Here is a 17673-nt window from a genome sequence, read left to right as displayed (position 1 = left end):
TAGCGGGTGTGAGATCAGTCAGAGCAGCGCTGCACGAGGTGGACGAGGAGCGTCTCGTCCGGCTGGTGGCACAAGGTGACCGTGCCGCGTTCGAGGAGCTGTACCGACGTACGTCGCCGTGGCTGGCGGTGCGGCTGCGCCGCCGGTGTGCGGACGAGCAGATCGTCGCGGAGGTCATGCAGGAGACCTACTTGGCGGTGTGGCGCGCGGCGGGCGCGTTCGCCGGGGCCGCGGTCGGAGGGACGGCCACTGGCTGGCTGTGGACGATTGCGGCGCGCCGCCTGGTCGACGCGTTCCGGCGCAGGGCTCACCATGCGAAGCCGCCGCCGACCGCCGCCGCGCCCGACGCGGCACCCGCCGCCGAGGAGGAGGCGCTCGCGGCGACCGTCGGCGGTGATGTCGGGGACGCGCTGCGGCGCCTCGCGCCGGACCTGAGACAGGTACTGCAGGCCATGGTGCTCGACGGGCTGTCCGTCCGGGAGACCGCGGTCCTGCTCGGGCTGCCCGAGGGCACGGTCAAGACCCGTGCCCGCCGGGCCCGGATCGCGATGCGGAGGGCGCTGGCGTGAGTGGGGAACATGCGTCGACGCGGATCATCGAGGGTTACGCGCGCGGCGGCACGGACCTCGCCGCCGACGAGGTGTGGGCCGTGGAGGCCCATCTGGAGGCGTGCCGGGTGTGCCGTGACCGGCTGTCCGTCGCTGTCGGTGCCGAGGTGCCCGCCGTGGCGTCGCTGGTCGACACCGTGTGGTCCGGCCTCGAGCCACGGCTGGCGGTCACCGCCACGATGCCGCGCGGACGGCGCCGGCCGGCGCGGCTGTCGAGGTGGCTGACGCCCGCGATGGTGCCGTGGCTGACCATGGTCGTGGGCGTGACGCTGCTGGCCCTGCTGCTCGACCTGTTCGACACGGGTTTCGGCGAGGTGTCGCTGGTGCTGCTGTTCGCGCCGGTCCTGCCCGTGCTCGGCGTCGCGGCGTCCTGGTCGCGCGGTCTGGACCCGGCGTACGAACTGACGGCCTCGGTGCCCCGGGCCGGGCTCCAGCTGGTGCTGCGGCGCACCGCGTCCGTGCTCGGCGTGGTCGTCCCCGCGCTGCTGGCGGGCGGATGGGTGACGGGGGTGATGGTGGCCCAGTGGCTGCTGCCCTGTCTCGCCTTCACGGCGGCGACGCTGGCGCTCGGCGGTGTCGTCGGTGTGACCCGCGCCGCCGTCGTGCTGGCCGCCGTGTGGGCCGCCGTGGTCGTGGCGCCGACCCTGGCCACCAGCCGTACGACCTTCGCCCTGCAGACGGGCGGCCTGCCCGTGTGGGGGCTGCTCCTCGCACTCGGTATCGGTGTCGTGATCGCCCGCAGAGGCGCGTACTCCGTGCTGGGAGCCCATCGATGACCATCGGAAAGGAACACCACATGACGTCCGCCATGAGCGCGGCCGACATCGCACCGACGGCCTACGCCTGGGAGATCCAGGCCACCGGGCTGAAGGTCAGGGTCGGCAGGAACCGAATGGCCGTCGACGGCCTCGACCTGTCGCTGGGCACCGGCGTACACGGGCTCCTCGGCCCCAACGGAGCGGGCAAGACCACCCTCATCCGGACACTGGCCACCGTGCTGCGCCCCACCGAGGGCACCCTGGAGATGCTCGGCGAGTCCGCGGACGGCAGGGGCGAGCACCGTGCGCTGCGCCGCCGGATCGGTTACCTGCCGCAGGAGTTCGGCTACTACAAGCGCTTCACGGTGCGCGAGTTCGTCGAGTACATGGCGTGGCTGAAGGAGGTGCCGAAGGCGGAGATCCCCGCGGCGGTGCAGCGCGCCGTGGAGCGGGTGGGCCTGGCGGACCGCGCCGACGAGAGGATGAAGGCCCTCTCGGGCGGCATGGTGCGCAGGGCCGGCATCGCCCAGGCCATCGTCAACGACCCGGCGATCCTGCTGCTGGACGAGCCGACGGTCGGTCTGGACCCGGCGCAGCGACTGCGCTTCCGCGAGCTGCTCCAGGAGGTGGGTACGGACACCTGTGTGCTCGTCTCGACCCATCTGGTGGAGGACGTCGCCGCCGCCTGCACCGACGTGGTGCTCTTCGCCGAGGGCCGGCTGGTCTTCCAGGGCACCCCGGACGAGCTGGCCGCGGCGGGCGACCCCGAGCACGTGGGCGACAGCCCCCTGGAGCGCGGTTACTCGGCGCTGCTGCAGGGCCCCGGCCAGGGAAGGGGCACCTGGTGAACCTCCGCGTCCTGCGCATCGAGCTGAGGCGCTCCGTCGCCCCATGGGCCGGCATCGTGGTCCTGACGACGGCGCTGGCGTTCCTGTACCTGGTGAACGGCGGGTGGTGGAGGGGCACCACGGCGTGGACGGCCCAGTGGACGTCCACGGCCCTGTGGACCCGCTCCCTGCTGTTCTACCTGTGGCCGCTCGCCGTGGGGCTCGGGGCGCTGCAGGGCCTGCGCGACCACCGTTCGAAGATGTCCGAGCTGCTGGCGAGCACGCCGCGGCCCGCCCGGCACCGCGCGGCCGCGCTGGCGGGCACGACGGCGATCACATTGGCCTCGGCCTTCGCGCTCCTCGTCCTCGTGGGCGCGGTCCAGGTGGTCGCCCACACCGAGTACACGCACTTCGGGTGGCTGCCGATCTCGCTGGTGGGGGCACTGTCCCTCGTCGCGGGTGCCGTGCTGGGCATGGGGGCCGGGCGGGCCCTGCCGTCCGCGCTCACCCCGCCCGCGCTGGCCATGGGCGCCTTCGTGTTCACGGTCCTCATGCACATGTCGTTGGGTCGGACGGAGACGGTCACGCGGGAGGGGTACCCGAGCACGGAGCCGAACCGCATCTCGCTGCTGTCACCGGCGGTGGAGGAGGTGCGCGAGGTGCTCGTCACGCTCTCCGCCCCCGTGCACGTCGGGCAGACGGTCTGGCTGCTCGGCATGGCCGCAACCGGCTTCGCGCTGCTGGTCGCCACGACCCGGCGCGCCCGGCTGATCGCCCTGACGCCCGTCCTGGCGGGCGCGGTACTCGCCCTGCTCGTCCTCCCCTCCGACCCGCGCCGAATGTATGTCGTCGACGAGGCCGCCGCGGAGTCGGTGTGCGACGGCCCGGTGTGCGTGACCAAGACGCACCAGACACGACTCGCCGACCTCGCGGGTCCCGGTAAGGAGGCACTGCGCCTGCTGCACGGCGCCCTGGGCGATCGGGCCCCGGTCTCGGTCCGGGAGAACACCGCCGTACTGCCGGACGGCGCCATGCCGCAGTGGTCCGGTGAGACCGTGCTCTTCGACTTCGACGACGGCGTCATCGCCGCCGCGAAGGGCGAGGAGCTGACCCGGGCCCTGATCGCCGAAGCCATGGTGCCGGGGTGTACCCCCGTGGGCTGGAGCAGTTGGGGGAACGAGGATTTCGCGCAGGCCATCGCGGTGGGCTGGGTCCTCGGGGACCTCAGGCCGCTTCCCGGCACGGAGTCGGCAGGTCTGCGCAGCGAGGTCGAGGCCGAGACCCGCCCGGTGTGGAAGGAACTCACGGTGCTGCCGCGGGCCGAGCAGCTCTCGCGGATCAACGCGATGCGCGCCGCCGCGCTCTCCTGCGAGGGCGACGCCTTCGAGGCCCTGTCCGGCGGTGCGTCCCGGTGAGATGGCTGACGCTGTACGCGCGCTCACGGCAGGTCCCCGCGTCGCTCGCCGCGGTGGTGGTCAGCGCGGTGGCGGCGTGGGCACTCTCCCGGAACGGGGGCGAGGGGCCCGGTGATCCGCGGCTCCCCGTGCTCGTCCTCGCCACGGGGGCGATGGCGGCCTCGATCGGGCTCAGCGGGCAGGACCTCGCGCTGGACCGGACGGCCGCGATCCGCTGGGTGCCCCGCAGGGCGGCGCACGTGCTGCTCGCCGGCGCGGTCGTCGGCACGGTGCTGCTCACCGTGCAGGCCATGGGCGAGAACATGGCCCCCACCGCGTTCGTCGTCCGGGACAGCGCGGGCCTGATGGGGCTGGTCGCCCTGGGCGCGGCGCTCGCGGGCGGCCGGTACGCGTGGATGCTGCCGTTCGCCTGGCTCTCGTTCTCGTTCTTCGCCCCGCCCCCGACAAGTGTGCCGACGCAGGTGGCGGCCTGGATGCTGCTGCCACCCGGCATGGCGGCGGGCACCTGGACGGCCCTGGCCCTCACGGTCTCCGGCACCGCGGCCTACGCCGTCGCGGGCCCGAGACGGTGACCGGACCGGGCCACCGGATCGGGACACGGCCGTGATCCTGCGCCGTGACCGTTCCCGGCACTTCCGACGCACAGCGGCCGGCCCGCCCTGTTGCGGATCGCGGGGGTCGGGTCGATCGCGGCGTCCTCGTGGGTGCCGGGGATGACGACGGTGTCGAACCCCAGTCCCTTCTTCACGGCACCGCCCTCGTCCGGCCGGACACAGGCCCCGGCCAGCAGCTCGGCCGCCTTCCGCGCACTCAGCCCCGCCAGTCGGGCAACGCCCTCCACAGCTCGGGATGACACAGCCCACAGCGTCCGCATACCGCGACAGCAGCCCTCGCGTAAGCAAGACACGCAAATTCACACTTCTTCCGTTTCCCCTTGCAACCTTTTCACCGTGATGCGAGTCGACCCCTGCGTGTATAAGCAAGCCCCCGCCCCCAGGTCACGGCCCCCGTCACCCCGCCTGACCGCCCGGCGATCGCCGGGCGTCCCGAGACCCACCCTCAACTGCGAGAAGCCACCTCAGGAGCGGGCATGGACAACGAGATTCAGCTGATCAGTGACGGTGATGGACTGGCGGTCATCGGGAATGCGACGGACGTCGAACGCTTCCTCGCCTCGGAGGGATTGTCGTCGAAGGACTTCGGAGTGCAACAGCTCAAGTCCGTCTTCGGCACCGGGGCTGCGGTCGCGCAGGCGGGTTCGGATATTGCCGCCAACTCTGGTCGCTGGGTGAAGCTGACCAAGGAGTCCGCGGGGCGTGTCAAGAAGTTCGGGCTGATGGAAAGCAAAACGCCAGGTGTCAGCCATGCGATGGTGGGGAAACCCGGCTCGATCAAGTCATGGCTCCAGATCGAGAAGGGGGCTGTCTCGTCCCTGGCCAGCCCTGCACGTCTGGCTGGTGTCGCAGGGATCATGGCACAGCTCTCGATGCAGCAGACCATGGACGAGATCACCGACTACCTCGCCACGATCGACGAGAAGGTCGACGACGTGCTGCGCGCCCAGAAGGACGCTGTGCTGTCCCGCATGATCGGAATGGACCTCGTGATCGAGGAGACCATGACCATCCGAGACCAGGTGGGCCGAGTCTCCGAGGTCACGTGGTCGAAGGTGCAGACCGCGCCGACCACGATCGCGGAAGTCCAGGTGTATGCATTGCGTCAACTTGACGCCCTAGCAGAGAAGTTGGAAAGCAAGCCCAAGATCGGCGATCTCGCCACAACGGTCAAGGAAGTTGAGCCCAAGGTTCGGGAGTGGCTCGCTGTCCTGGCTCGCTGCTTCCAACTGCAGGACGCGATCGCCGTACTCGAACTCGACCGGGTGCTGGACGCACATCCGGATCAGCTGGACCAGCATCGTCTCGGGCTTCGGGCTGCCCGAAAGAACCGGCTGGATCTCATATCGCGGAGCACCGAGCGTCTGGTGGCCCGGATGAACTCGGCTGCCGAAGCGGCCAACGCGAAGGTGTTGCTGCACCCGACCAAGTCCCCGGTTGTGGTCCAGTCGAGCAACCATGTGGTGACCGGCGTCCATGACTTCCACACGCGGCTCGGGATCGAGTCCGGTCGCCAGTCATCGGAGGCGAGACGATGGGTGGAAGCTGCGGCGGAGGTCAAGGACAAGGCGCTTGAGACAGGAGCGAAAGGCGTCAGTGCCGCCAGAAGCCTCGGCAACGAGACCCGTGACCGGGCCGGCTCGGTCACGGGCAAGCTCTCCAGCGAGATCGCCGAGCGAGCGCGCCGCCTGCGCGGGGACGGAAAAGAACGCGGTGAGGAAGGCTGAGTGAGCGTCGACCGCCCACACCCGTGGGGCGAGCCATCAACCGCCCGCCCCACGGCCGGCCTCTGTCAGTCTCGCCCCGCCGCGAAGCCCACGAAGTGAGCCCAGCCCTGACGCCCCACGGCGAACGGCCGTCGTGTCACGTCCTTGGAGTCCCGTACGTGGACGGCCTGCTCAGTGACGGCCACCTCCACGCAGTCGTCGCCCGAGCTACCGCTGTAGCTTGACTTGAACCAGGCGAGTTCCGTCATGCTCATGTCTCTCCTCGCAGTCGCTCCAGCAAGGCCTGGGATTCTTTGGGATGCAGGGCCTGCGACCGCAGTGTGTCATAGCGCTGCTGGAGAACTCTCACCTCTTTCGGGTCACCAATCAGCCGCCCGCTCTCCTGGCCCTCCGAGTACGCGAGTCGACGCCCTTCCGGGGTCTCCAGCAGGCGCAGAGGCCCATCCATGCACGAGTGGTACTCGGCTTCCAACGGCATGATTTGCAACGTCACATTGCGAGGCAACGTGTGCTCCAGAACGTGGTTCAGCTGTTCGCGCCGCACCTCGGCACCGCCCAGTCTCCGTCGCAGGACCGCTTCCTCAACGATGAAGTGGAACGGAACTGTCGGGCGCTCATACAGCATCTGCTGCCGCTCCATCCTCGCGGCAACCTGGGCCTCCAACTGCTCATCTGTCAGCAGCGGAATCCGGTTCTCGAAGAGTGCCCGTGCGTACCCCTCCGACTGCAACAGCCCGGGAACCAGCCGGCACTCGTACGTACACAATCTCACCGCCACCCGCTCCAGCCGCGCCCACCGCCGGAACCACGCCGCCAGCCCCGCCTCCCCCCGCGTCAGAAACCGTGCCGAGTGCCGCAGCGCCCCCGTGTTGCCCAGCGCCTCCTCCGCCCGTTCCACGAAGGACGCGTCCGGCATCCGCCGCCCCAGCTCCACCGACTCCACCGTGTGCTTGGAGAACCGAACCAGCTCCCCGAACTGCGCCCGGCTCAGGCCCGCGTGTTCACGCAGCGCCTGGACGACGGCCCCGAACGTTCGCAGGCTGTCCGACGGGTCCGGCTCCCGTTCCACCTCGCAGGCCGCCGTCTCGCCGCCCACACCCGCGCCACCCGCCATACGCGCCCACCTCCGCTTGCCTCTGTACGTCGCCCGTCGGCCTCCACGGTCGACAGCCCCCAGCTTGACGGATCCAACGACGTACCGTCCACGGAATGTGCCCGCACGCTTACGCAGCGTACGGGCCCGATCGCTCGCGTAACAGCAGCGCAGCCACGGCTGTTGAACGCCTTACCCCCTGACATGAGTCCGGGCCCGACCCGACCCACGCCGAACACCGGAGAACAAGAGAGCACCCGTGAACCCGTACAACACCACTCCACCCCCGTCCCGGCCCTGGTGGAAGACCACCCCCGCCCTGCTCGGCCTCCTGGCCCTCGTGGCCCTGCTCAGCGCGGTGAGCTTCCCGCTCGGCTTCTTCGTGATGATTGCCGCCATGGTGGCGGTATGGGTCCTGCCCTCATGGCGCTGGTACGCCAAACTCGGCGCCACGTTCGGCGCCTTCTTCCTGATGCTGATCAGCGCGGGCATGAGCGGACAGCTCGACGACAGCAAGCCGGACAAGTCCGAGGCCAGCGCACAGGACGCAGCCCACGCGGGCTCCGGAGCCACTGCGTCCCCCACCACCTCGAAGGCCCCCGAGCTCACCGACTACACGGGCAAGGCCCTCGACGAGGCGGAGAAGGGCGCGCGTACGGCCGGGTTCACGCCGGGTCGTCACGACGCGTCCGCGGAAGGCCGCCCGATCGTCGTACGGTCGGCCTGGACGGTGTGCTTCCAGAAGGCCGACACCGCCGCGAAATCCGTCGCCTTCGCCGCCGTGCGGAACGACGAGCCCTGTCCCACGAACGACGGCGGCCCGCTCCCGTGGCCGACGATGCCGGATGTCGTGGGCGACACCTACAACACGGCAGTCAAGGCACTGGACCAGGCCGGTATCGACCTCGACAGCGTCACGCTCGACGACGTCTACCTCGACATCGACACACCCACGGCCGAAGAGGCCGCTGAGGAAGGCGACGAGTGGCGGGTGTGCTTCCAACGCCCCAACGAGAACGGCGAAGTCACCTCCACCACCACGGTTCACCTCGACCTGGGCCAGTGGACCGACGCCGATCTCGTCCAGGAGTGCCCCTCGAAGAAGGACACGACCTACAAGATTCCCGCCAATGACCCCGAATACGACGACGGCAGCGACAGCGACAACAACGGCACCACCGGCGGCGGTTCGACCGGCGGTGGCTCCTCGTCGTCCGACGGCGGCGGCAGCAGCGTCGGCACCGTGCACCCCGGCTCCTTCTGCTCCCAGCCCGGTGCCACCGGCGTGACCAAGGCAGGAACCCCCATGGTCTGCGGCCCCGGCTCCGACGGCCGCAACCGCTGGCGCTCCTCCTGACCTGTTCCACCCCACCCGCTGCGCATCTCGCACCTCACGACAGAGATGTAAAGCTAGGACCCTAGGGGTTGAAGGTATCCCGTCGTCCTGCCAGGATGTTTGACGATTCTCAGGGCAATGGGACCTGAGTAAACGCCTGTTGGGGGCGGCTCATGATCCACATCACGCTCGGACCCATACGCTACGTCAACCCGAAGGAGGACCAGCTGGGACGCGACCACGTCGGCTGGGACCCGGCCATGGACGACGCCGCACTGTTCCGGGCCAACCGGGGCTGCTGGGTCCTCGGCCAGCGTGCCGAGAAGGAGCAGTACGCTCTCCTCTCCACCGACGGCAAGGTCCGCATGGCCATCGAGATCGACAGGCTGGTGCCGGTGGCCGGAGGGCGCAAGGCGATCGAGGGCAGGTTCCTCAAGCCGGGCGACGAGGTCCACGACGCCTACGTCGGAGGGGAGCCCCCCGTGGCGGCACACCGCAACCCGATCGCCTACTTCGAGTCCCCGCACGACGCCCGTATGTGCCACTGCGGCTGCGGGGAGTCCGTCACCACCGGCTGGTTCCTGATCGGACACGACCAGAAGGCCCTCCACGCCCGGGTCGCCAAGATCGGAACCGTCCGTGAGTTCATCGACTGGTTCGACAACACCTACGTCGAGCCGGCGGCCGAGTAACCACTCGGCCAGGGCCGTCGGCACCCAGCGCGACCGACACGCTGCGTCGCCGTCGACCAACTGCGCCCATACGCTGACACACCGTGCGAGCTGAGGCCCCCAGGCGCCTACAGCACGTGTCTGCGGCAGGAGCCCTCCGTCCGGGTTCTGACCACGTGCCGGGTGGACCTCCTGACAATCCGTCGCAAGATCGTTCCTACCAGGGGCCTTACGCCTGCCCGGACTTGGGGACCACGGGCCGCAGCTCCAGCATCGCGATCACAGCGAGCGACGGGCGCTTACCGAGAAAGGCTCACTGCGACCAGCTACGAACCACCCGCACCCCTCCACCCCATGGCACACCCCGGAGGACCCGACGGCACAATGGCGACCATGACCTCGTCCCACACCTTCCAGCCGATTCTGCACCGCATCGCCGCCGAGATCGAGAGCATGCCGGGACGTGGTCGGCCCGCCGACTACATCCCGGCGCTCGCGGCATGCGACCCGCACCGGTTCGGCATGGCCGTCGCGGAGCTGGACGGCACGGTGTATGGAGTCGGGGACTGGCGACAGCCGTTCTCCACACAGTCCATCTCCAAGGTCTTCACCCTCGCCCTCGACCTGGCCCGCGAGGGCGACACACTGTGGGAGCACGTCAGCCGCGAGCCCTCCGGCAACCCCTTCAACTCGCTGGTGCAGCTGGAGTACGAAAACGGCATCCCGCGCAATCCGTTCATCAACGCCGGCGCACTCGTCGTCACCGACCGCCTCCACACCCAGACCGGCGACGCGACGGGCACCCTCCTGGAGTTCCTGCGCGCGGAGAGCGGCAACGCGGAGCTCGCCGTCGACAAAGGCGTCGCCGCCTCCGAGTCCGCCCACGGCGACCGCAACGCCGCGCTCGGCCACTTCATGGCGTCGTACGGGAACATCGGGAACCCGGTCCCGGTCCTCCTCGACCAGTACTTCCGCCAGTGCTCCATCGAGGCATCCTGCGCCGACCTCGCCCTGGCCACCGGCTTCCTCGCCCGGCACGGCATCCGCGCCGACGGCACCCGCCTGCTGACCCAGAGTCAGGCCAAACAGGTCAATGCGATCATGCTCACCTGCGGAACGTACGATGCCGCGGGCGACTTCGCCTACCGCGTGGGTCTGCCCGGCAAGAGCGGCGTCGGCGGTGGCATCATCGCCGTCGTCCCCGGCCACTGCACGCTCTGCGTATGGGGACCCGGCCTGGACGAGCGAGGCAACTCGGTGACGGGAGTGGCGGCCCTGGACCGCTTCACGACCCTCACGGGACTATCAGTGTTTTAGCTTGATCTTTAACCTGTGCGGCCGTAGTGCTGGTCGAGCGACTCGGCGCGTTACCTCGACAGCCCCCTCATCCGCACCGACCGCGTCGCCGCCCCCAGCCCCCACGGCGCGGACCTGTGGTGGTCCGGAAAGCATCGGCACCATGGCGGGAACGTGCAGGCCATCGCCGCCCCGGACGGCCGGCCGCTCTGGGTCTCACCGGTCCGGCCCGGGCGGCGAGCACGACACCACCTGCGCCCGGCACCACGGCCTGCTCGACCCCCTGGACCGGATCGCCGCCGAGCGGCACATGCCGACCCTGGTCGACCTCGTCTACGAGAACGCCGGCAACGGCTTCCGCCACCCGCACAAGAAGCCCGTCGGCGGCGGGCCGACCGAGGCCCAGCAGACCTACAACAAGGTCATCCGCGGTGTCCACGGCGTCTGTGAGCGCGCGAACTCCCTGCCCAAGACCGCCTTCGAGGCCCTGCGCAGGGTCAGCCTCGACCCCAGCCGGATCACGCAGATCGCCGCCGCGGCCCTCGTCCTGCTCCGGCTCGGGTACGACCGCACCATCTGATCAATCACGCAACGTCACGATCCGTTACTGACAAAGGCTCAATGGTCCCCGACGAATGTCACGAACTGCGCCCAGCCGCCCTGACCCACGGCAAAGGGCTTACGCGTGACATCTTTGGAGTCCCTTACGTAGATGGCCTGTTCGGTGACGGCGACCTCCACGCAGTCGTCGCCCTGTGCGCTGCTGTAGCTGGACTTGAACCAACCTAGTTCGGACGTGTTCATAGCGCTCCTCTGATCCGCACCAGCAGGCTCATGGAGTCCTTCGGGGAAAGTGCCTGCGAGCGCAGTCTTGCATAGCGCATGTGGATGCGGCTCACCTCTTTCGGGCCAGCGATCAGGCGGCCGTTCTCCTGGCCCTCGGAGTACGCCCGCCAGCGACCGTCCGGCATCTCCAGCAGTCGTACAGGCCCCGGAAAGGCACGCATGCTGCTCGCTGTTCGCAGGCATGACCTGAACGGTGACGTTGCGCAGAAGGCCGAGCTCAAGGATGAGGTCGAGTTGCTCCGCCGTGATTTGCGTCCCTCCCAAGCGGCGCATGAACACAGCTTCTTCGATGACGAAGTCGAACGTCGTGTTGGGCCGTTCGCGAAGTAGTTGCTGACGCTCCATGCGCACCTGCACGGTGGTTTCCAGAGCGTCGTCCGAGAGGGGTGGAATCTCGTTCTCACAGAGAGCCCGTACGTACCCCTCCGACTGCAACAGCCCAGGCGCCAGCCGGCACTCATAGGTGCACAGACTCACCGCCGTGCGCTCCAGCCGCGCCCACCGCCGGAACCACGCCGCCAGCCCCGCCTCCCCCCGCGTCAGAAACCGTGCCGAGTGCCGCAGCGCCCCCGTGTTGCCCAGCGCCTCCTCCGCCCGTTCCACGAAGGACGCGTCCGGCATCCGCCGCCCCAGCTCCACCGACTCCACCGTGTGCTTGGAGAACCGAACCAGCTCCCCGAACTGCACCCGGCTCAGGCCCGCGTGTTCACGCAGCGCCTGGACGACGGCCCCGAACGTTCGCAGGCTGTCCGACGGATCCGGCTCCCGCTCGCACTCCCCGCCCGGCGTCGCCGGTTCCACGTGATCGGTCGTCATTCGCGGCCCACCTCCAGGTACTCACACGCCAGGTCCCTCTCCCTGAGAACGCCAGAGTGGCCGGAACGAATTCGCACAGCCCGCCGAACGTGCCCGTACGCTGACGCAGCGTACGGGGTGAGCGGACCCAGAGGGCGTGCCACACGTTCTTCCAGGGCGAGGCTCGCTACGGGCCTTCTCAGGTCGGCAGTCGCCAGCGAGGGCCCTCCGGATCGCCCAGCCAGACGACCTGGTCCCACTCGGTGACGGTCATGCCGAACGCGGTCTGGTCGGGCGAGCCCGCCTTCTGCCATGTGTCGAGCGCGTCCTCGACCTGGCCCCACAGGCGCAGGGGCCCGTCCTGGTGAACCCTCCAGCCGCCGCCGGCGCCGTCCGGCTCGGTCCATGCCTGCGAGCCGGTCGCCACGTCGATCAGGGCGACGCCCTCCGCAAGGCGTACCAACTCGGCGGACGGAGCACCGAGCTGCGCGACGAAGAGCCCGGTCCGGTTGTTCAGCAGATCCGGGCTCAGCCGCGCTTCCCGCGTGCTGCCCGGGTGCGCGTAGAAGGTGGGGCGGGGCGGTCGTTCGTGCGGCCGGGCGAGCATGTACGACACCGGGTCGGCGGCGAAACGGCCGTGTACGACGCCCTCCTCGTCGAGGACGAGCCGGATCAGGCCCGAGCCCAGCATCCAGCCGCTGATCGTCGTGGTGATGCTGCCTCCGTCACGGAGCTGCCACAGCCACGAGGGCGGGATGGTGCGCACGGCGCACGTCGCGATCACCGCGTCGTACTCCGCGCCGTCCTGGTGCCCGCGCAGGCCGTCACCGACGACGAGGTGCGGGGAGCAGCCGGCGGCTCGGAGGTGTTGTGCGGCAGCGGCTGCCACCTCCTCGTCGTACTCGACGGAGTACACCGTCTCGTCCCCGAGCCGGTGACAGAGCACGGCGGTGGAGTAGCCCGTGCCCGTGCCGATCTCGAGGACCCTGTCACCGTCTTGGACATCGGCGAGTTCGAGCATCCGCGCGACGAGCGACGGAAGCGTGCCGGAGGAGGTCGGCCGTCCTGCCACGGGGGCCGTGGCTTCCCGGGCGCCGATGCCGTCGACCTGTGTCACCCAGGTGGTGTCCGAGTGGACCATCCGGAGCCACTCGTCGTCATCGAGTTGCTCGCGGCGTACGGGTTCCCACCGGGTGCCGTGGGGACGGAACACGGCGTTGCCCAGGAAGAGTTCGCGGGGCACGGCCTCGACGGCGGCGCGCCATGCCGGATCAGTGAGCCGGCCCCGTGCGGCGAGTTCGCGGGCGAGGTCCTGGCGGAGGAGTGCAGTGTTGGTCATCGGCTGTCCCGGTCGGGGTACTGGAGTCGGTCGGCGAGGGCGGCGGTGATCCGGTCGGTGACGGGATCGGGGAACCATGCGAACTGCCCGTTCGGATTGCACTCGTACCAGTGCCACCGTCCGGCGGCGTCGAGTCCGAAGTCGAAGGCGCCGTAGGTCAGGCCGAACGCGGCGAGGTAGTCGTGCACGCCCCTCGCCACGTCGGGCGGCGGGTCGACGAGGCGGTAGTCGAGGTCGTCGTAGGAGCGGCGCCAGTCCAGTCCCGGCGCCCCGTCGATCCGCACGGCGAACAGCCGGTCCCCCACCGCGGTGAGTCGGATGTCCGCGACCTTGTCCACACGGCTCTGGAACAGGTGCATCGTGTGGCCGACCCCGGCGTCGAGCTCGGCCGCGGCGACTTCTTCGACCCACACCGTCAGGCCTCGGCCGTCCCGATCGGTGTACTCGCTGTTGTACAGCGGCTTGTAGACGGCCGGGCCGTGGTCGCGGAGGAAGCGCCGTGCCCGCTCGGCGTCGTTGGTGAGGAGCGTCGGCGGTACGCGCAGCCCGCACCGCGCCGCGGTCGTGAGCTGGGCCGGCTTGTACTCGGCGGCCCGGTTGCGCCACGGGTGGTTGACGTACTGCGCTCCCGGCAGGGTCGCCAGGATCCCGCCGAGGCCGTGACGTGCCTGCTGTGCGCACCAGTCGGCATCCGGTCCGTCCAGTCCTTCGGGAGCGGAGCAGGGGCGCGGGCGGCGCCAGTACACGGAGCGGACCGTGTCCAGCGCCAGCTCTCGGGTCTCCGTCCGCACCTCACCTGTGAGCCGCGCACCTTCCGCGCGCGCTGCCACCCGGACCGTCTCTGGGAAGTCGCCCGGGTCGAGCCGGACGACCGGCACCGAACGCCGACCCAGTTCCCCGATGACGACGTCCGCCGTCGCGTCGTCCAGCCGCGTGACGACGAGAACCGGTGATGCCCCGCTCAATCGCTGTCTCCCTGCTGGTCGCTTCCCTCGTCCGTGGTGCCGTCCAGGGAGGTCTTCGTCTTCGTCTCCTTGCAGGTCTCACTGCGCTTGTGCCGGTCCAGCTCCGGGACGTCCAGGCCGTCGGGCCCGACCCACCGCCCGACCTGGCGGTCCGCGTCGAGCACGACCGTCGCCGCGGTCAGTACGGCCGCTGCGGGAAACGGCTTCATCCGGGTCAGGCCCCACGGCCTCGTGGTCGGCGTCGTCATCGGGCACCTCTTTCTCGTCGACACTGCGGCGACCGCACCGGACACAGCCGCGTGCCTGCGGGCCATGTCCCCGCGATCGTCGGCACCCAGCGTGAGCGACGCGGATCCGAGCCGTCCACCGAACGTACCCGTACGCTGACGCGGCGTACGGGGCGAGCCGGTTCAAGAAGCACGGCGCTCGTTCCTTCTGGAGGCAGTCGAACTCCTTGTGACCGGCGGGCTTGGGGGCGATCCGCAGGTCCTCCGACATCGCCGCGCCGCAGTCGAGTGAAGCCCCTCAGGGCCTCCCAACCAGACGAGCTGGTCCTCCTCGGTGACGGTCATGCGTGTACGACGCCGGGTCGGCCGTGAAGCGGCCTCGTGCGATGCCCTCCTCGTCGAAAACGAGCCGGATCAGGCCCTGGCTGAGCATCCTCACCAACGGCCATCCACAACTGCCGTAGCTGACAGAGCGGGCACCGGCGTCGTCGACAGCCTTGGTGTCGGCGAGCGGAAGGGCCCCGGCCCGTGTAGTTGCTGTTTCTGACAGAGTGAGACGCACATAGATCACTGCTGCCGGAAAGGTCTCTTTTGATGTCCGAGCCCGTACGGGATGCTTCCTTCGATCACTTCGGTGCGGACGGTATGCGGCAATTCCACATCCCCGGGGCGTTCGGTATCCGGCTGCCCCCCACCGCCCGTGAACACCTGGAAGGCACAGGCGTACCACTGAACGTGGCGCCTTACTTCCAAGCGGCCACGCCGGCCGACGGTGTGACACTCGGGCTCCTTGCCGGCCATCAGGGCCTTCCACACCCGCCGGCGCAGATGGCCGATTGGCTGCGGATCGGTACCGACGGGCTGGCCCACCTGTGTGTGCGCCCTGACGGCGCCGTCCAGGCGGTCTTCCTCAGCGACCACGGCGAGGATGACATGCTGGTGTCATCGAGCGTTGCCAGATTCACATCGGCGCTCACTGTGTTGGACCAGAAGCTGCCGGTGATCGCGGCATCGACGGGACTGTCCATCGCGGCGGCCGCCTTCCGTGAACTCAACGCCGAACTGCGACGGATTGACGAGACTGCGTTCCAGGAGCGCGAGAGCTGGTGGCCCCGGGTCCTCGACGACGTGCGGCACACCCTGAACTTCCCGTTCTCCTCCGCCTTCGAGTACCTCGACGACCTCGGCAACAAGCAGATCGTCACCGAGGCGACCGGCCCGGGGCGCGGTCACCCGGAGGAACTGCTCTGGCAGCGGCTGCAGTCCCAGGGCGTCTCGTCCACCCAGGTGCGCCGTGTGTACTGCGAACTCGAGCCATGCATGATGCCCGGCCACTACTGCGCGGTCTGGCTGCGCAGCACCTTCCCCCAGGCCGAGTTCACCCACAGCTTCGACTACGGATCCGACGCTGCCTCCCGAGAAGAGGGTCTGAAAGAGCTGATCACTCACGCGGCCAGGCAGGCCCGCTCGTGACGAGCCTGCGGTGGGGGAGGCCGTCCGCCGGGAGAGAACCGGCAGCCGCTGCCCTGCTGGCATGGCTGGCCGATCCGGCTGCCCCCCGCATGTGCCTGGTCACAGGCAGCGCAGGCTGCGGAAAATCAGCTCTGCTTGCCTGGCTGGTGGCTCACGGCGCGCGCTCCGGAACGCCTCAGGAACGCCGCATACACGCGGTCGCACCCCTGCAGGGCCTCGGCGTACGGGGTGCGGTGTGGACTCTGGCCAACCAACTCGGTGTGGTCGCCCGAACCCCCGCCGAACTGACGGCTGCTCTGGCCGCCGACCGCCGGCCGATCACCATCGTGCTGCCCGACCTGCAGGACGCCGCGGACACACTGGTGCTCGCCGATATGGCCGCCGCCCTCTCACGCTTCGAGCACGTCCGTGTCATCGTCGAAGCCACCGCCTCAAGCCTCGCAGCCGCGCGCCTGGAAGATCAGGTACCGGCGGTCATGAATCTCGACCACGACCAGTGGACCGATCCTGAGCGGCTCGCCGCCTGGCAGACGGCACGCAACAAGTCCGTCCCCCTGCGCACACCGCCCGCCGAGCACGCAGTCAGCCTGGACGACCCCGAGGACGTCTGCGCCGCCGACCCCATCACGGTCACCGCCCGCTACGAGAGCAGCAACGACGAGCACGGAGGACTGCGTACCGCCTGGCTGCGCGCAGGTCAGTCCGTCCTTCGCGAACCGCGGCCACCAGCACGGGCACTGGCCGTTCTCTCGGCACTCGGCGACAGCGCCGACCCACGCCTGAAACAGCACCTGACAGTACTTGCCGCCGACGCCGACTGGAGCCTGGTCTGGAACCGGGTGACCGGTGATATCCGCCCGCCCTGGCCTGGCCCCGCCCTCGCCACCGGACACGAGGTGCTGGCGGGCACCGTGCTCGCCGCAGACCACCAAGGCGTCGTACGGATCATCAGCGCAGACAGCGCCCGCGCTTCAGGCCGTCTTCCCCGCCCCTTCGCCCCGATACGAGCACTGGCGGCGCTGCCGGACGGAACCGTGCTTGCGCTGGACATACAAGGACGCCTCACCTGGCAGCACAGTCCCGCAGTACGCAAACCCTCCGGCATCAGCGCCCTCCTCGACGACGGCCCCACCCCTGTCCAGCAGCTCATCGACACCATGAGCAACCACCTGGCGCAGGCTCCAGGGCGCGCGCTCACCGCCACTTCCCACCTGCTGGCGGTCGCCGACGACGCCGGCGCCGTCCACGCCGCCACCCTGCACCAGCCAACAGACCGGCCACAGACAGCCACGCTCCATGAAGGCCCCGTCACCGCACTCGCCGCCTTGGACCTCGATGTTTCAGAAGACGGCACACCTGTCTCCCTGCTGTACAGCGGCGGCGCGGACGGACACGTCCATGCCTGGTCACCAAGCCGCGCAGCCCTTGCACCCCCCGTGATGCAACGGCCAATTCCGGTCACGGCCTTGGCAGCCATGCACACCGAAGACGGGCCGGCGCTCGCTGTCGGGTGGGGGGACGGCCTCGTCGAACACCACACCTGGAACCGGGGCACCACACGCGTCTACCACCCCGGCCCGCCCGTTCGTTCACTCACAGCAACTGCGAACGGAGACCTCGTCGTCGGCTGCGACGACATGCTCGTCTGCCTACACCCTCGCTGACACCAGCACAGGACCGGAT

The 17673-nt window shown here is 69.6% G+C and carries 17 protein-coding genes and 3 pseudogenes; 12 read left to right on the top strand and 8 right to left on the bottom strand.

What is annotated here, in order from left to right; translation table 11 throughout:
• Nucleotides 1-8: 8 nt before the first annotated feature.
• From ACVW19_RS29590 to ACVW19_RS29570, 5 genes are read left to right on the top strand one after another with little or no spacing between them, the layout of a single operon-like run.
• A complete protein-coding gene (locus ACVW19_RS29590) occupies nt 9-569 on the top strand; it encodes an RNA polymerase sigma factor (protein ID WP_457463212.1) in 561 nt (186 codons plus the stop codon).
• Nucleotides 566-1384, top strand: a complete 819-nt coding sequence (locus ACVW19_RS29585; RefSeq protein WP_457463210.1) for a zf-HC2 domain-containing protein — start codon at nt 566-568, stop codon at nt 1382-1384. Before ACVW19_RS29590 ends, ACVW19_RS29585 begins: the two co-directional genes overlap by 4 nt.
• Nucleotides 1381-2214 (top strand): ABC transporter ATP-binding protein, encoded by an 834-nt coding sequence (locus ACVW19_RS29580; RefSeq protein ID WP_457463208.1) that lies wholly within the window; start codon nt 1381-1383, stop codon nt 2212-2214. The genes ACVW19_RS29585 and ACVW19_RS29580 overlap by 4 nt, the downstream gene beginning before the upstream one ends.
• Nucleotides 2211-3608, top strand: coding sequence for a hypothetical protein (locus ACVW19_RS29575; protein ID WP_457463206.1), 1398 nt, complete (start codon nt 2211-2213; stop codon nt 3606-3608). Before ACVW19_RS29580 ends, ACVW19_RS29575 begins: the two co-directional genes overlap by 4 nt.
• Nucleotides 3605-4180 (top strand): hypothetical protein, encoded by a 576-nt coding sequence (locus ACVW19_RS29570; protein WP_457463204.1) that lies wholly within the window; start codon nt 3605-3607, stop codon nt 4178-4180. Before ACVW19_RS29575 ends, ACVW19_RS29570 begins: the two co-directional genes overlap by 4 nt.
• On the opposite strand, the gene ACVW19_RS29565 is transcribed toward ACVW19_RS29570, so the two are convergent.
• A complete protein-coding gene (locus ACVW19_RS29565) occupies nt 4153-4464 on the bottom strand; it encodes a hypothetical protein (RefSeq protein WP_457463202.1) in 312 nt (103 codons plus the stop codon). The two genes, ACVW19_RS29570 and ACVW19_RS29565, sit on opposite strands and share 28 nt — an antisense overlap.
• 234 nt (nt 4465-4698) lie before the next feature.
• On the opposite strand from ACVW19_RS29565, the gene ACVW19_RS29560 reads away from it, so the two are divergent.
• Nucleotides 4699-5949 (top strand): hypothetical protein, encoded by a 1251-nt coding sequence (locus ACVW19_RS29560; RefSeq protein ID WP_457463200.1) that lies wholly within the window; start codon nt 4699-4701, stop codon nt 5947-5949.
• Nucleotides 5950-6014: 65 nt separating this feature from the next.
• On the opposite strand, the gene ACVW19_RS29555 is transcribed toward ACVW19_RS29560, so the two are convergent.
• Complete coding sequence (locus ACVW19_RS29555; protein WP_457463199.1) at nt 6015-6203, bottom strand: DUF397 domain-containing protein; 189 nt, start codon at nt 6201-6203, stop codon at nt 6015-6017.
• On the bottom strand, nt 6200-7063 hold the full coding sequence (locus ACVW19_RS29550) for a helix-turn-helix domain-containing protein (protein ID WP_457463197.1): 864 nt from the start codon (nt 7061-7063) through the stop codon (nt 6200-6202). Before ACVW19_RS29550 ends, ACVW19_RS29555 begins: the two co-directional genes overlap by 4 nt.
• A gap of 238 nt (nt 7064-7301) precedes the next feature.
• Here ACVW19_RS29550 and ACVW19_RS29545 point away from each other — a divergent pair, with 238 nt between their 5' ends.
• From ACVW19_RS29545 to ACVW19_RS29530, 4 genes and pseudogenes are all read left to right on the top strand, one after another.
• On the top strand, nt 7302-8399 hold the full coding sequence (locus tag ACVW19_RS29545) for a PASTA domain-containing protein (protein WP_457463196.1): 1098 nt from the start codon (nt 7302-7304) through the stop codon (nt 8397-8399).
• A 152-nt stretch (nt 8400-8551) separates the two neighbouring features.
• Nucleotides 8552-9070: a hypothetical protein gene (locus tag ACVW19_RS29540; protein ID WP_457463194.1), complete on the top strand. Its 519-nt coding sequence runs from the start codon at nt 8552-8554 to the stop codon at nt 9068-9070.
• Nucleotides 9071-9433: 363 nt separating this feature from the next.
• Nucleotides 9434-10366 carry a glutaminase gene (locus ACVW19_RS29535; protein WP_457463193.1) on the top strand — a complete coding sequence of 311 codons (933 nt, stop codon included), beginning with the start codon at nt 9434-9436 and terminating at the stop codon, nt 10364-10366.
• Nucleotides 10367-10420: 54 nt separating this feature from the next.
• Nucleotides 10421-10925: pseudogene (locus tag ACVW19_RS29530) on the top strand (transposase family protein); the annotation flags it as partial.
• Nucleotides 10926-10963: 38 nt separating this feature from the next.
• Here ACVW19_RS29530 and ACVW19_RS29525 read toward each other — a convergent pair.
• The 5 genes and pseudogenes from ACVW19_RS29525 to tgmA form a co-directional block, all read right to left on the bottom strand.
• Nucleotides 10964-11119, bottom strand: a pseudogene (locus tag ACVW19_RS29525) (DUF397 domain-containing protein); the annotation flags it as partial.
• Nucleotides 11120-11145: 26 nt separating this feature from the next.
• Nucleotides 11146-12007, bottom strand: a pseudogene (locus tag ACVW19_RS29520) (helix-turn-helix domain-containing protein).
• Nucleotides 12008-12185: 178 nt separating this feature from the next.
• Complete coding sequence (tgmC, locus tag ACVW19_RS29515) at nt 12186-13325, bottom strand: ATP-grasp peptide maturase system methyltransferase (RefSeq protein WP_457463192.1); 1140 nt, start codon at nt 13323-13325, stop codon at nt 12186-12188.
• The gene (tgmB, locus tag ACVW19_RS29510) at nt 13322-14290 is read right to left on the bottom strand and encodes an ATP-grasp ribosomal peptide maturase (RefSeq protein ID WP_457463191.1); all 969 of its coding nucleotides are present in this window, start codon (nt 14288-14290) and stop codon (nt 13322-13324) included. The genes tgmC and tgmB overlap by 4 nt, the downstream gene beginning before the upstream one ends.
• Entirely contained in the window at nt 14287-14538 is a 252-nt protein-coding gene (tgmA, locus tag ACVW19_RS29505; RefSeq protein ID WP_387034570.1) for a putative ATP-grasp-modified RiPP, read from the bottom strand. Before tgmA ends, tgmB begins: the two co-directional genes overlap by 4 nt.
• A 573-nt stretch (nt 14539-15111) precedes the next feature.
• On the opposite strand from tgmA, the gene ACVW19_RS29500 reads away from it, so the two are divergent.
• Together ACVW19_RS29500 and ACVW19_RS29495 are read left to right on the top strand one after the other, a co-directional pair.
• The gene (locus ACVW19_RS29500; RefSeq protein WP_457463190.1) at nt 15112-15990 is read left to right on the top strand and encodes a nucleic acid/nucleotide deaminase domain-containing protein; all 879 of its coding nucleotides are present in this window, start codon (nt 15112-15114) and stop codon (nt 15988-15990) included.
• A gap of 146 nt (nt 15991-16136) precedes the next feature.
• On the top strand, nt 16137-17654 hold the full coding sequence (locus ACVW19_RS29495; RefSeq protein WP_457463188.1) for a WD40 repeat domain-containing protein: 1518 nt from the start codon (nt 16137-16139) through the stop codon (nt 17652-17654).
• The last annotated feature ends 19 nt before the right edge of the window (nt 17655-17673 follow it).

The sequence above is a fragment of the Streptomyces sp. TE5632 genome (genome assembly GCF_054061295.1).
Note: the sequence above shows the minus strand (reverse complement) of the source record. Positions and strands in the feature narration are given on the sequence as shown.